The sequence below is a fragment of the Alteromonas sp. ASW11-130 genome (assembly GCF_026183735.1).
Classification (GTDB): Bacteria; Pseudomonadota; Gammaproteobacteria; order Enterobacterales; family Alteromonadaceae; genus Alteromonas.
On record NZ_JAPFRE010000015.1, the window covers coordinates 42,038 to 56,867 of the forward strand.

The following is a 14,830-nucleotide window of genomic DNA, read 5'->3' on the forward strand; positions in this document are numbered from 1 at the left end:
CCTGCTGTTGTGGAGACATTTATCCTAATTCGTGAGAATGATTATGTCATCCGATAACGCTGAATCCAATGACAGACGGTGGTTAATTCATAAAGGTCAAGGTCCGGTATTAGCAACTGCGGTGCACGCGGGACATGAAATTCGTGAAGACCTTCATCCTTATTTAGCGGCAGACGATGACACGCGTCGCCGGGAAGAAGACCCGATCACGGATATCTGGGCGACTGCAGGCGATCATTTCTTTACAAACTATGTATCTCGTTTTGAAGTCGATTTAAATCGTCCAAGAGAGAAAGCCTGCACGTTCGACCCAAAAGATACCTGGGGATTACAAATTTGGCGTGAACGGCCGCCGCAGATTTTGATAGATAAGTCGCTTAAACAACACGAACGATTTTACCAGATGATGGCCCTATGGATTGAGGAACTTATTGATTTACATGGAAACGTGCTGGTGCTCGATATCCACAGCTACAACCACCGACGAAATGGGCCAGACGCACCCGCCTCCCCTGCCAGTGAAAACCCTGAAATAGACTTAGGTTTAACCACCATGCAGCATGAAAAATTTGCCGGGGTGGCCAACGCGTTAGCTGAGGGGTTAAAAGCAACACCTTATCAGGGTAATAAATTAGACGTGCGCGAAAATGTTCGTTATCCAGATGGGGGAAATTGGCCAGAATGGATATTCGCCAACTATAGTAAGAATGTTTGCACCATTACATTAGAATATAAGAAGTTCTATATGGATGAGTGGACAGCACAAAGCTCACTTCCCATCGTCGAAGATCTCCGTGCGGGTCTCTGTAAAGCGGTGGGGGCTGCGAAAGAGGCACTTTCAGCATGTCCGAAATAACGTTACCGCCTGTCGCTCGAAAAGTAGATGCAGCGCTGGCCGAAATTGATGCGAAAATAGATTGGCTTTACTACTTGTCGCCCCTAGGGAATGACCAAATGTGGCAGGAATTCAAAGACAGTCACTTTACTCAGACACCTAAATTGTCTTATCCGGCGATCCCATCCGATTACGCGAGCCTCATGCAAAAGTTAAGGGATCTTCCTATCGACGATATTGAAGATGACGCCCTTCATGTATTATTTTTTGAAAAACAAATGGAACTTGAGCTTCAGGTCGAACTGGTACAAATGCGTAACACGCCTGGTTTTAAACCTATTTCTGTAGAACTGTTTGGTGAAGCTGAGCCAAGCTTACTCCGATTAGCAAGAAACATACTAAGGACAGTGCCGCGGGTTTCCGGTCCCGCCGATGATGCAGACTGTGAGCAGGTAGTAAAAGCGTCTGAGCAAGAACTGGCTGCCTATCGTAAACAGGTCCCGGACCTATATTCCCAGGTGGATGTGTTAGATGATTTAAACTCGATGATGATGGTTCATCATGGTCATCTAAAAATAGCCAAAAGTGTGAAACTGCCTAACGAGCGCATATACCCTTTAGTGGCGCACGAAGTGGGTACTCACATCGTTACTCGATACAACGGCTATTGCCAGCCTATCAAGTTACTGGAATTTGGATTGGCACATTACGACCCCCTGCAAGAAGGTCTCGGTACGCTGTCGGAATATTTAGCAGGCTACCTACCACCCCGTCGTCTCAGAATTATTGCCGCCAGAGTGGTGGCAACAGATTTGGCGCTACAGGGTAAAGATATTACCCAAATTTTCAGCCAGTTACATGAAGAGTATGGCCTTCAACCCGTAGATGCGTTTGATATTGCTGTACGTGCATGTCGGGGAGGCGGCTTGACGAAAGATTCTGTCTATTTGCGTGGTCTGCGAGAACTAATGGCCTACCTAGCTGACGATGGTGATTTTGAGTTTCTTTTTTTAGGCAAATTCGCTATGGGTCAACGTACGACTATTCAGTCGTTGTTAGACAGGAACTGGCTAGTCCGTCCTCGCCTGCTCCCACGCCACCTTACTGATGAAGGAGCAATAAAACGTCTTAAACGCGTGCGCAACCTTAATCTCGAGCAGTTATTTCAGGAAGAACCCGAATAATGAAAATCGCATTTATCATAAATGATATACATACTGAAAAAGATAACTACACAACCATACGATTAGCTCGCCGTGCAATAAAAATGGAGCACGAAGTGGCGTTGATAGGTATTACTGACTTAATTTACGAAGCAGATGAATCCGTATCGGCACTTGCCTGTAAGCCGGGTAAACGGCAGTACGATAATGACGTTGATTTACTTAAAAGTTTGCAGCGACAGTCGAAAAAACTTAAACGCATAAGCCTAAGTAACTATGATGTTGTATTACTTCGTTCTGATCCAGCGGATGAATTACTCAAGCGGCCGTGGGCGCCCAATTCAGCCTTGTTGTTTGCCCAGCTGTTGGCGAATCAAGGTGTATTAGTGCTAAATGACCCTACGCATCTCACCGACGCGTCTAATAAAACCTATTTTCAAACCTATCCTAAGACAGTCAGACCCAAAACAGAAATAACGTGTTCAGCTGAAGAAATAAAACGCGCCGTGAACCAGTTTGGGGGGAACGCTGTGATCAAGCCTTTGCAAGGGTCAGGGGGGCAAGGCGTATTTATTATCAACAATGATAGTAAAGCCAATTTAAATCAAATTATCGACGCTAGTATTCGTGATGGCTACGCCATTGTACAGGAATACTTACCCGCTGCAGCAAAAGGCGACCTGCGTTTAATCACGTTAAATGGCAAGCCTCTTCAAATAGACGGGGTATATGCGTGCTTTCACCGTTATAATGATACGGGCGATGGTCGTTCCAATATCTCTGCAGGCGGTAAATATGAACTTGTTGAACCAGATGAACAGGCGTTAGCAATTGCAGAAGCGGTAGGTCCTAAATTGGTTAGAGATGGGATGTATTTCGCCGGCCTCGACATAGTCGGAGATAAAATGATGGAAATAAATGTGGATACCCCAGGAGGGATTAATATGGCAGAAGATTTAACGGGGAAAGATTTTTCTGGCTATATCATTGCCGACTTAGAACGCAAAGTACGTCTTAAAAAACTATATAAGCAGATTTCGATTTCTGAGCTATCAGCGGTTTAAAATAGTAACCGTCAAGACCCTCGTTATCTTTTCAGTATGACGCGGGTGTAGCTTTTTAGGCATTGAATTCGTATGATGAACCCTGCGTTATAATCTATCTAAAAACAGTCTTTATGAATGAGAAGAAAAATTGGCTAGAAAAACTCATTATTTCGATGGTTTTAGCGATGGCGAGATCATTAGGAACGTATTTCAGCACTCGCCAACAGAAGGCCAATGCTGATTAATAAGCGGAATCTTACCGGCACGTTAAAATTCTTGAAATAGTTGCCGAAAAAGTGACGTCGGATAAGCCAAACGAACGTGTTTTAGCGATCAATTTACTGCCTACGCGCGACCCGGTATTGGCGGGAAAATTAGCCTCTACTACTTTTTTTATCTGAAATAGAAGAAAACGCAGTTAAATGAGCGGCACAACAAGTGGTACGAGACGCAAAGCAAGCGTCTCTAGCACACAGTAATTGCTGTATCGATAATGTATTACTATTGAGTGTGTTTACAAGATTTGAACTATGCATAACCTCGCGATAGCTATTGAAGACCCCATGACACCAGATATTGTGGGTATGCTGAAACTGCATTTAATCGATATGCGTGAAACTTCACCACCTGATAGCGTGCACGCTTTGGACGTAGAGGCTCTACAAGCCGCTGACATCACATTTTATAGCGTGCGCCAAAAAAGCCTCTTATTAGGTATTGGAGCGCTTAAAGAACTTACGCCCGCTCATGCTGAAATTAAATCCATGCGCACCACAAAAGAGGCACGTGGTACGGGGGTTGCCTCGTTTCTATTGGACCATCTTATTCAAGAAGGAAAAAACAGAGGATATAACGCGATTAGCTTGGAAACCGGGACCCAGGCATTTTTCACCCCTGCACATCACCTGTATAAAAAATTTGGTTTTGTTGAATGTGCTCCCTTTGCCAGTTATAAGCTGGATCCCAATAGCCTCTTCATGGAAAAGTTGCTGTAAAATCGACCAATCTTTCACTACTTCTTCTCTTTTTTAACAACAAGCTAATCAGTTAACACATCGCGCAAACACCCCCTATACTCTATTCATATAAATTACAAAGAGCAGGGGCGAATATGGATTATGTAGACGGGTTTGTTGCTGCGGTGCCTACCGACAAAAAGCAAGACTATATCAAGCATGCTAAATTGGCTGCTCAGTGCTTTAAGGAATGTGGCGCTATTAGAATCATAGAATGCTGGGGGGACGACGTGCCGGAGGGAAAAACAACTTCGTTTATTAAAGCCGTGCAATGTCAGGCTGATGAAACGGTAGTGTTTTCATGGATCGTTTGGCCTTCACGTGAAATTCGCAATATTGGTATGAAAAAAATAATGAACGATGCCAGAATGAAGAGCGAGAATAACCCTATGCCTTTTGATGGTTCAAGGTTGATATATGGTGGCTTTAGTGTCGTGCTGGATATATAAGGCACATAATAGTGGCGAAGATTAAGCTTCATCTTGGAGATATCACTCAACTTAATGTCGATGCAATTGTTAACGCAGCCAATAACAGTTTGTTGGGTGGGGGGGGCGTAGATGGGGCTATTCATCGAGCAGCAGGTCCTGATCTACTAGATTTTTGTCGAACGCTGAATGGGTGTGAAACGGGGCAAGCTAAAATAACTCCAGCGTTCAATTTACCCTGTAGGTATGTCATTCACACGGTGGGCCCCATCTGGCGTGGTGGACATAATGATGAGCCAGAATTATTGCAATCCTGTTACGTAAAATGCCTCGAACTAGCTCGTAAACACAAACTGAAAACTCTTGCTTTTCCGGCAATAAGTTGCGGCATTTATCGTTACCCAATAACTGAAGCGGCCAAGTTATGCATTAGAACAATTCATGAAGAGGTTAGCCAGAATTCGGGCTCGCTAGAAACGGTCTTTTTGGTGAGCTTTGATGCGTCAATGCAACGAATTTATGAGCAAACTCTTGTTAATTTCACAACTAGCTAACAGCATTTTCACGTGCTAATAATAAAGTGTAAAGTGAAAGCTACTTGACGCCAAATTTGAAGACTGGGATTCTTTTTCCAGCCTACATCCTTCTTAGCCCGTACGCGTATAATAGCGACGATTCCAGCTTAGTAGAGATGTAGACACCCAGATGAAACACAGCCTGTTTGAAGATTTTTTTGCATTGCTTTGCGCGGGCCTTTTTGTCTCTTTTGGTTTAGTGCTTTTCCAGACTCAGCAGCTCATGGTTGGCGGTGCTGCCGGGCTGGCATTATTAGGTACATTTTTCACAAGTTTCGATTTCGGGTTGTTATTTTTTCTAATCAATATACCTTTCTATTTTTTGTCGTGGACGAAAATCAGTAAACGATTTACGGTAAATACCTTAATTACCGTTTCCACAATTTCCGTGCTAAGTGAGTGGCTTCCCCAAGTTGTCAATATCGCTCATGTTAACCCGTTATTTGCTGCGATATTCGGGGGTGTTTTAATTGGCGTGGGTATGCTTATTATGTTTAGGCATACTTCAAGTTTGGGCGGCATCGGTATATTAAGTTTTTATTTACAACAGCGATGGGGTGTAAGAGCGGGTGTGCTTCAACTATGTGTCGACAGTGTAATTTTAAGTAGTGCCTTGTTCGCAATAAGTTGGCCGCTGGTTTTGATCTCTATTTTAGCAGCGCTCTGCCTAAACACGGTTATATCTTTAAACCACAGACCGGAACGATATCCATTCGTTGGAAAAAAATCAGACGAAATGGAATTACCTCATGCCCAGCCACAGGGTAGCTAACATAGAATTAGTATCTTACTCTAATCGACATTTATTCCGGTAGAAGAGATGCACAGCTGCCCACTCGGGACCACGTGCTATGGGCACGATTGTATCCCTGACGTCCTTATGAAGATAATGCCTGATTGAGTTCGCCGCACCTCCACATAAAGCAAGCCTTCTTTCACCATTTGCCAATGCCTTTCGCGCAATATTTGAGAGATAATTTGCGCCATCCTTTATAACCGAAAGAGCGGTTTTATCCCCTTCCTCCGCTAACCGAAAGATCAACGGAGCCAACTCACCGAACCACGCAGGAGGCGCCGCGTGAAACCTATCCGTAAGGTCTTCTGCAGTAAAAAGTTGTAGATGTTGACAAACACGTTGAGAAAACGATGCAGAATGTAATACTCCATCCAGACTTTCAAGGGTATGGATGACCGCCTGTTTCCCTAGCCACGCCCCACTTCCTTTGTCTCCAAGTATAAATCCGTGCCCACCATATTGTGTCAGCTTATTCTTATGCCAAGAGGCGGCACAAGATCCGGTGCCGACAATGAGCAGCGCGCCATCTTTCCCCGTATGAGCACCGATTATGGCGGTGTACAAGTCGGAAGTGAATTTAAAAGACTTAAAAGGATGCTGCCAGTTCTTAAGCGCTTGATGCGCGGAAGGCAAATTTGCGCCTGCGAAGCCACCAGCGACGTGCACCTCTTTAAGGTTAACCGTGTTTTCGAGGCCAGCATCAACTAAGACTTTATTTATCACATCAATTAAAGCCAGTTTCGACGTTTCAATAGACGATGCGACGTTAGCACCTCCTGACTCGGCTAGGCCGAGACACCGTCCTGTCTGGTCAAACACTTTCGCGCGGCAACGTGTACCACCACCATCGATGCCCACGTAATAAGTATCCGAATGCGCCAATCCTCGTCCTCTATTCACGTCTAAAACAAATAATTAGTTGCTTATATAGTATCTTAATATTTGCATTTAGCAGAATATACACTTTACTGAGTTGTAAAGAATAAAACTTCTTTCACGCATGGAATCGATTGCATTAATATTTGTGATTGATTAAACGCAAATTCAATGTGAATGAAACGGGTGTTAGTATAAAGGTGGCTAGCAGTGATAGTCGATGAGTAAAAAAAGAAGTAATGACGAATTTATCATCTTAGTTTTAAGTGGCTCAATTGCTTTGGGAATTTTGCCCTTCATCATTATTCGTTTCCTACAAAATGAATGGATAATGGTATTGCTGAATAGCTCGGCTTTTGCAGGGCTTAGCACAATTTTCGCATACGTGTACTTCACTGGTAGGACGGCAATAGCCCGATGGGTCATCGCCTTTTTAGCCGTAGTGGTGATGACATTCACGATTTACCTGAAAGGTTACCAAAACATTTTGTGGGTGTTCCCGGCTCTTACCACGCTATTTTTTGCTTTGACTCCGCTATTGGCCTTAATCATCGCAATTGTATTTTTATCAGGGATTACGGTTATCCTCTGGCCTGAACTTGACAGCGTGAGTACGCTACAATTTTTTACTGCCACAGGATCTACTACACTATTTTGTTTTGCGTTTGCCTACCGAATGCGCCAGCAACAGGATGAATTAACCATTCAGGCTACGCAGGATGCGCTTACGGGTGTGGGCAACCGTAGAGCGCTAGAAGAAAAACTAATTGAATTAATCGAGTCAATAAAACGCTACCCTAATCTATCTTCTTCAGTACTCTTAATCGACCTAGATGAATTTAAATCTATTAATGACCGTTTCGGACACAGCTTCGGGGATCAGGTATTAAAGAAATTTACCCAGACCATTGCCGATAGAATTCGCGTAACTGATAAATTGTACCGCTATGGTGGGGAAGAGTTCGTCGTGGTGGCTGAAAATACGTCACAAGAAGAAGCTATTACTCTAGCGGAATCATTGCGACGCGCTATAGAAGAAGTCGAACTAAAAAGTGAGTGCTCACTGACCGCCTCTTTCGGCGTTGCACAATACGCACTGGACGAAAATCAATGGCATTGGCTTGAACGAGCCGATACTGCGTTGTACAAAGCAAAAGCGTCCGGACGTAATACAACTTGCGCTGCTTCCGACGCCCCCTTTTAGATGGCTACTTCGAAATAATTCGGGGCACCCGCGGCGATATCCGTGTCATCAACTCATAAGAGATCGTTCCCGCCCGCTCTGCCACTTCATCAATGGATACCTGTGTGCCCCATAACTCCACCTTATCGCCTAATTGAGTTGCGGGCACATCGGTTACATCAACGGTGATCATATCCATCGATACCCGCCCAACAAGCGGCGCCCGTTCACCTCTAATTACTGTAGGCGTGCCGTTCGGACAATGTCTTGGATATCCATCCGCGTAACCGATACTAACGGTGGCAATGACGCTTTTTCTTTGCGCAATCCACGTTTGGCCATAACCTACGGATTCGCCGGGGGCGATGGTTCGTAATGACATAACTGATGCTTCCAGCGTCATTGCAGGTTTGAGGGGTGGAATATCGTTTAATTGAGGTAAAGGGCCGCCACCAAACAAGGCTATTCCTATTCGGTTCCAGGCTGCTCTAGAAGCAGGCCACCCTAGGGTTGCAGATGAATTCGCAATACTTGATTTAAATGAATATCGCCGCTGTAGCTGCGCAAATTCATCCAGTTGCTGCTGGGTAAACGTATTGGAGATGTCTTCGGCGCATGCCAGGTGAGTAACGAGCACTGTTTCAGCGGTTACCAAATCCGCATATTCGGACATGATGTATTCGACCTGGGAGGGATCAAAGCCCAGTCTATGCATTCCACTGTCAATTTTAATCCATACTGGGGGACGTTGATCTTTTGGAGTATCCATTAACCAATCTAACTGCTGAAAGTTATGGGCGACCAAAATACAATTCAGTCTAGCTGCTCTTTCACATTCTTGTTGTTGGTGTGCCCCTTCAAAAATTACGATTGGCTCGTTAATACCTGCTTCTCGTAATAATAATGCTTCTTCTGATATAGCTACGCCGTAACACTGACAACGTCCGGTAAGGATTGTGGCGACATTCACCGCACCGTGACCATATGCATCCGCCTTTATCACTGCGATAGTGTTACTATCAGGGGATAAGGCTGCTAAAACTTCAAAGTTATGAATAAGCGCGTCAGCGTGAATAATTGCCCGAGTCTGTCTACTCAATGGAATGTATACTGTTTCTTTTGATATAAACCAAAGTGTAACATGTTATCGAAAGAAGGAAATTCCCCGTGCGGTTATCTATTTAATTTATTACATGCTATAACATGCTGAAGATAAGCACTTAATTTTCTTATGTTTCATCAGTTTTCCGCATTAGATGGCGTAGTACTTTTAATTTACCTTCTGTTATTGGTAAGCAGTGGCTGGTTAATTAATCGTCATCAGGCCTCCAACCAAAGCTACTTTCTAGGTGATCACGCTATGCCTTTGGGGTTAGTAGCGATTTCCGTACTCGCTACCTCGCAATCCGCCGCCACTTTTTTAGGTGGCCCAGACCAGGGTTACCGTAGTGACTTAACGTACCTTTCTACCACGCTATCGGCGCTAATAGCGGCTCTTATAGTCAGTCGCTATTTGTTACCTCAGTTTTATCTGCATAATGTTTACACTGTTTATGAATTATTGGATAAACGGTTTGGTTCAGGAGCGCGAAAATATGCAGGCTTGATGTACTTGCAAGGACGCGTGTTTGCCAGTGGCGCAAGGCTTTATATCGCGGCTTTGGCCGTTTCGATGATTCTATTTGCCGATATAGCCCCCACCAACATTCTCTTTTCAATAGGGTTAATCGTGATGTGCGGGCTTATGTATACAGTCCTCGGGGGGATTCGCTCCGTAATTTTTTCTGATACCTTGCAAGCTGCTGTTTACACTACCTCAGCCATTGCTGTTATCGTTGTGCTATATAATAAGCTTTCGCTGCCTATCAATGAGATAGTAGATTTACTCGCTCAGCCAACCGATGAAGGTAGCTCAAAGCTTCAGCTTATTAACCCCTCTTTTTCTTTAAGTGCAGCAGAGGTATTTTCACTTCCTAACATTCTTTTAGGCATGGTTCTTCTGAACGTGGCTGCGTTTGGCCTCGATCAAGACATGACCCAACGCTTGCTAACCTGTCGAGATAGTAAAGCCAGCCAGCAAGCGCTTTTTCTATCAGTGTTGGTTACCGCGGGCGTGATGTTTCTATTTATCACGATTGGGTTATTGCTTTACCTGTATTACCAGCACGTATCTCCACAATCAGCGGCTAATTCGCCATACTACTTAGGCCAGACCGTCACCATATTTATGTATTTCGTACTGACGGATTTGCCACCTGGCATAAAAGGATTGGTCACGACAGGAATAATTGCGGCTGCGCTTTCTTCATTGAACTCGGGCTTGAATTCGATGGCGAGCGTGATCGTACAAGATTTCTATGCCCCCATAAAACAAAAAAAGGGAATAACGCCTACGCCCCGGCATTTAGTTAAGGCCGGACGTCTATCGATGACATGTGTCGCAATAGCATTAGGCGGCATGGCTTTTTTGTGTTTTTACTGGCAGCAATACAGCGATACGCCATTACTTGAATTTGCCTTAAGCGTTATGATTTTTTCTTACAGTGGCCTTTTGGGGGTTTACTTTGTGAGTTTATTTACCAAACGAGGAAATAATTGTTCAGTCGGCCTGGCCCTGTTAGTAGGTTTTATCACGCCATTGTTGATGCAACCTTATATTGTTGCTTTTTATCCAAGATCATGGCAATTCGATTTAGCGTTTACCTGGCAACTTATCATTGGCACAGTTACTGCGACTATCGTATGCTGGTTGGGCAAGCCTACGTTTAACGAAACCGTACGCGCCGAAGTTTATGATAAGCAAACCTAAAAACAGATTAGTTGTTAAGAACAAGATAATGGCATTCCAAGAATGAAGAACAGTGGAATAGGTATACTTTTACTTTTACTTTTACTTTTATTGCTTGTAAGTAGCTGGGCACGGGCCATTACTGTGGCAGCTGAGCGACCTGAACAATATCTGCCGCTCCTAAAGGGTAAAAACGTCGGCGTCGTGGTGAACCACACTTCACTGGTAGGCGAGCGCCACTTAGTGAATTTCTTACTTTCTCAGAACGTTAACGTTAGTAAAATATATAGCCCTGAGCATGGATTTAAAGGGCAAGCCTCAGCCGGTGAAAAAATTAAAGATTCGGTTAGCCCCATGAATAATTTGCCATTGCTTTCGTTGTATGGTGAAACCAAAAAGCCTACACCCTCCATGCTTAAAAACATAGATATTCTGGTTTTTGATATTCAGGATGTGGGCGCTCGTTTTTATACCTATATAAGTACTATGCACTATGTTATGGAAGCCGCTGCCGAACAGGGCATTCCTTTAATTATTCTGGATAGACCTAACCCCAATGGTAAATATGTTGACGGTCCTATACGGGACAGTAAACAACAATCATTTGTAGGCATGCACCCTATTCCCGTACTACATGGAATGACAGTTGGCGAATTGGCTTTAATGATTAAAGGTGAACAATGGATTAAGCAGGCAGAAGAGCTGATTTTGCATGTGATACCAGTAGCGGATTACAATAAAACTAAACCTTATCCGCTGCCCGTTCCTCCCAGTCCAAACTTACCTAATGACATAGCTGTAAGCTTATACCCTTCTCTGTGTTTTTTTGAAGCAACCGTTGTCAGTGTAGGACGTGGCACACCCTATCCGTTTCAGTTAATCGGACATGACAGGGTAAAACTAGGTCATATGTCGGTTACGCCTATCAGTCAGCCGGCTGCGATCAGTCCTAAATTAGAAGGCAAAAGGCTTTTTGCTCAGGACTTGCGCCAAAGCCCGCGGCAAGGGTTGCAGCTAACGTATCTTATTGAAGCACATAGGCGTTTTACAAAAGCAGGTGAAACGTTTTTCGACCGCCCTGGGTTTATGGATAAGTTGGCCGGTACTCATGCACTGCGTGAAGCGATTGAACAAGGGCTGGATGAAATGACCATACGCACCAGTTGGCAACATGATCTCGATAAGTTTCACCAGCTTCGCGAGCCATACCTGTTATATCCAGTACAATAAGATTCTATATGGCCGACCGAACGCACAACATCGCCATGGTGCCCCTCAATTCCGCCAAGTCGCTGCATCAGCTGCCAGCCGCCCAACGAGCCGCGTTTGACGATGCTATTGACGCATTATTGCCGCCACCCCAAATTATTCGCGACCTTGCTCGCCGATTAGCCTTTAGTACCGACGCCAGTTTTTATCAGTTAACGCCAAGCCTCATTCTACACGTTGCCACCCCCCAACAAATGCGGCAAGTGATCTCGCTGGCACAGAAATACGCGATTGCGCTTACATTCAGAGCAGCAGGAACAAGTTTATCAGGGCAAGCGGTTACTGATTCCGTACTAATAATGCTGACCCCCGACTGGCAAATTGGCAAAGTGCTGGAAGATGGCCTTAGAATCGCATTACAACCCGGTGTCATTGGCGCTCGGGCTAATCGACTGCTCGCCCCTTACGGCCGGAAAATAGGCCCTGATCCAGCCTCTATCAACGCATGTAAAGTTGGTGGTATTGCTGCAAATAACGCCTCAGGCATGTGTTGTGGAATAAAGCACAATAGTTATCACACGCTTTCGGCAATGCATCTAATCCTCGCCGATGGTAGCGAGGTTATAACCGATGATCCGCAGAGCACTCGGCAGTTCAGGGCGTCCCAGGCGCCATTGCTAGCCGAATTAAAACAATTAAGTGACGAGTTACAAACAGACCCTCCTCAATGTGAACTTATTCGCCACCAGTTCAGGCTTAAAAACACCATGGGGTACGGGATCAACGCGCTGCTGGATTTTGATGATCCACTGGACATGCTAACGCATTTGATGATTGGCTCGGAAGGCACACTCGGTTTTATTGCCAATATTACTTATCACACCATTCCCATACCCGCGCACCGCAGTGTGGCACTTTATTTATTTCCATCGCTGACTCAGGCATGTGCTCTTCCCGCCCGGCTTCAGGCGCTTAGCGTTAACGCGGTTGAACTGATGGATACCAGAGCTTTGCGCGCAGTCCAACATTTACTTACCTCATTTACAGTTAAGCCTATCGCAGATGGAGAGGTCGCATTATTAATCGAGATTGGTGCTGATTGCGATAATTCATTGGCTGTGAATAAGAAAGCTATTGAAGGATTACTTGAAGCCACGGCAGTAGCAAGGCCTATCTGCGAGTTTACCAGTGAGATAGACACCATTGAGAGGCTATGGGCCATTCGTAAAGGCTTGTTCCCAGCGGTAGGTGCGGTGCGAAAAACTGGTACCACCGTTATCATTGAAGATGTCGCTTTACCTTTAGCGCAACTTGCTGAGGGGCTGAATGATCTTAACAATTTATTCGAGGAGCACAACTATCCTGAAGCGATTATTTTTGGTCATGCGTTGGATGGTAATGTGCATTTTGTTTTTACCCAACGCTTCGACACACAAGCAGAAGTATTACGCTATCAGGCAATGATGGATGCGGTGGTTGAACTCATTACTATAAAATATGATGGCACATTAAAGGCAGAGCATGGAACTGGTCGCAACATGGCCCCTTTTTTATCCAACCAATGGGGCCAGCAAAGCGTCAATTTAATGCGTAAAATCAAATTTTTACTCGATCCGTCAGGCATTTTTAATCCAGGCGTCATTCTTAATGATAATCCGAATGCACATCTGACACATTTGAAAGCACTTCCTCAAGTGGATGACAAGGTCGACGCGTGTATTGAATGCGGATTTTGTGAACCCAGTTGCCCGTCCAAAAATTTAACCTTGACGCCCCGTCAGCGAATCGCGCTAATGCGGCGAGCTACCCACCTTGAGGTCGGCGAAAAACAGCAGGTAGAAAAAGCGTTTCAATATTTAGGGGTAGATTCCTGCGCAGCTACAGGAATGTGCGCATCTGCCTGTCCGGTGGACATAGATACTGGAGACTGGGTGCGAGATCTGCGCAGGCGACGCAATACAAATGCATGGTTTGGTCGCTTGTCCATGCATCATTTTCCCGTTGTTACACAAGCTGTCCGCACCTCATTATCACTCGCTCGCTCTGTTAGCAATATCATCTCACCCGCTAAACTTGAAAAAGTGAGCCGCAAGATGAATAGGTTCACTGGTAAACGCATTCCTGTTTGGCTTGATACAACGCCATCAGGCGCATCTTCCAAACATTGTCAATCGGTTCAATTCGATGAAAAGGTCATCTACTTACCCAGTTGCCCAACGCGTGTATTTGCAGCCAATAAGCAGCAATTACCTTTACAATACGTGGTCACGTCCCTGCTGAATAAGGCGGGCATCCAGGTTATTATTCCAGAGGATTCCGACAACTTATGTTGTGGACAACCCTGGCAATCAAAAGGCTATGCTGAACTTGCAGACAAAAAGAACAACCAGACATCGCAGTCTATTCATCATTTGAATTCGGGTAAAGAGTACCCTGTTTTAACAGATGCCAGTTCATGTGCGCTGCAGTTTAAGCTAAGTGGGCAATCTTATTGGGAGCTCAGTGCTTTTTTGCTTGAGCACGTGGTCCCCAAACTCCAAATTGTTCCTTTAAATGAAACGGTTCTATTACACACAACGTGCTCGACTAAAAGAAACAAACAAGCAGATATGTTGAGACAGCTTACTCAGTTGTGTGTTGATAGGATTATTGAAGTAGATGAAATCAGTTGCTGCGGTTTTGCAGGAGAAAAAGGGTTTTGGCTTCCTGAATTAAATGAATCTGCATTAGCACCAATTAAAGAAACGGACATCGCAAGTTGTCGTCGCGGCGTGAGTAACAACCGCAGCTGTGAAATAGGTTTAAGCCGCTATAGCGGCATTGAATTTTCCCATGTTGCCTATTTACTCGATGAAGTCAGTAAGTAGATAGTTTTACGTCTTAGGGATCTACCATACAAATTGGTTCCTATATTA

13 protein-coding genes are annotated in these 14,830 nt (G+C 44.7%); 11 read left to right on the forward strand and 2 right to left on the reverse strand.

Translation table 11 applies throughout. The features are described from left to right. The first annotated feature begins 43 nt into the window (after positions 1-43). From OPS28_RS03285 to OPS28_RS03315, 7 genes are all read left to right on the forward strand, one after another. Complete coding sequence (locus OPS28_RS03285; RefSeq protein ID WP_265608004.1) at positions 44-856, forward strand: N-formylglutamate amidohydrolase; 813 nt, start codon at positions 44-46, stop codon at positions 854-856. After that, positions 844-2,019 carry a tyrosine/phenylalanine carboxypeptidase domain-containing protein gene (locus tag OPS28_RS03290; RefSeq protein ID WP_265608005.1) on the forward strand — a complete coding sequence of 392 codons (1,176 nt, stop codon included), beginning with the start codon at positions 844-846 and terminating at the stop codon, positions 2,017-2,019. The genes OPS28_RS03285 and OPS28_RS03290 overlap by 13 nt, the downstream gene beginning before the upstream one ends. Further along, positions 2,019-3,062 carry a hypothetical protein gene (locus tag OPS28_RS03295; RefSeq protein WP_265608006.1) on the forward strand — a complete coding sequence of 348 codons (1,044 nt, stop codon included), beginning with the start codon at positions 2,019-2,021 and terminating at the stop codon, positions 3,060-3,062. Before OPS28_RS03290 ends, OPS28_RS03295 begins: the two co-directional genes overlap by 1 nt. 512 nt (positions 3,063-3,574) lie before the next feature. Next, a complete protein-coding gene (locus tag OPS28_RS03300) occupies positions 3,575-4,039 on the forward strand; it encodes a GNAT family N-acetyltransferase (protein ID WP_265608007.1) in 465 nt (154 codons plus the stop codon). Between the two features lie 116 nt (positions 4,040-4,155). Continuing rightward, positions 4,156-4,509, forward strand: coding sequence for a DUF1428 domain-containing protein (locus OPS28_RS03305; protein WP_265608008.1), 354 nt, complete (start codon positions 4,156-4,158; stop codon positions 4,507-4,509). Positions 4,510-4,520: 11 nt separating this feature from the next. Continuing rightward, positions 4,521-5,042, forward strand: coding sequence for an O-acetyl-ADP-ribose deacetylase (locus OPS28_RS03310; protein ID WP_265608009.1), 522 nt, complete (start codon positions 4,521-4,523; stop codon positions 5,040-5,042). A 151-nt stretch (positions 5,043-5,193) separates the two neighbouring features. Continuing rightward, on the forward strand, positions 5,194-5,835 hold the full coding sequence (locus OPS28_RS03315; RefSeq protein WP_265608010.1) for a YitT family protein: 642 nt from the start codon (positions 5,194-5,196) through the stop codon (positions 5,833-5,835). 15 nt (positions 5,836-5,850) lie between these two features. Here OPS28_RS03315 and OPS28_RS03320 read toward each other — a convergent pair whose 3' ends face one another. Continuing rightward, positions 5,851-6,741: a BadF/BadG/BcrA/BcrD ATPase family protein gene (locus tag OPS28_RS03320; RefSeq protein WP_265608011.1), complete on the reverse strand. Its 891-nt coding sequence runs from the start codon at positions 6,739-6,741 to the stop codon at positions 5,851-5,853. 214 nt (positions 6,742-6,955) lie between these two features. On the opposite strand from OPS28_RS03320, the gene OPS28_RS03325 reads away from it, so the two are divergent. Beyond that, positions 6,956-7,939 (forward strand): GGDEF domain-containing protein, encoded by a 984-nt coding sequence (locus tag OPS28_RS03325; RefSeq protein WP_265608012.1) that lies wholly within the window; start codon positions 6,956-6,958, stop codon positions 7,937-7,939. Positions 7,940-7,943: 4 nt separating this feature from the next. Here the strand turns inward: OPS28_RS03325 and alr are convergent, their stop codons facing one another. Next, on the reverse strand, positions 7,944-9,017 hold the full coding sequence (alr, locus tag OPS28_RS03330) for an alanine racemase (protein ID WP_265608013.1): 1,074 nt from the start codon (positions 9,015-9,017) through the stop codon (positions 7,944-7,946). 132 nt (positions 9,018-9,149) lie between these two features. On the opposite strand from alr, the gene OPS28_RS03335 reads away from it, so the two are divergent. From OPS28_RS03335 to OPS28_RS03345, 3 genes are read left to right on the forward strand one after another with little or no spacing between them, the layout of a single operon-like run. Beyond that, positions 9,150-10,727: a sodium:solute symporter gene (locus OPS28_RS03335; protein ID WP_265608014.1), complete on the forward strand. Its 1,578-nt coding sequence runs from the start codon at positions 9,150-9,152 to the stop codon at positions 10,725-10,727. A 42-nt stretch (positions 10,728-10,769) separates the two neighbouring features. Continuing rightward, the gene (locus tag OPS28_RS03340; RefSeq protein ID WP_265608015.1) at positions 10,770-11,936 is read left to right on the forward strand and encodes an exo-beta-N-acetylmuramidase NamZ family protein; all 1,167 of its coding nucleotides are present in this window, start codon (positions 10,770-10,772) and stop codon (positions 11,934-11,936) included. Positions 11,937-11,944: 8 nt separating this feature from the next. Further along, entirely contained in the window at positions 11,945-14,782 is a 2,838-nt protein-coding gene (locus OPS28_RS03345) for an FAD-binding and (Fe-S)-binding domain-containing protein (protein ID WP_265608016.1), read from the forward strand. Positions 14,783-14,830: the final 48 nt, after the last annotated feature.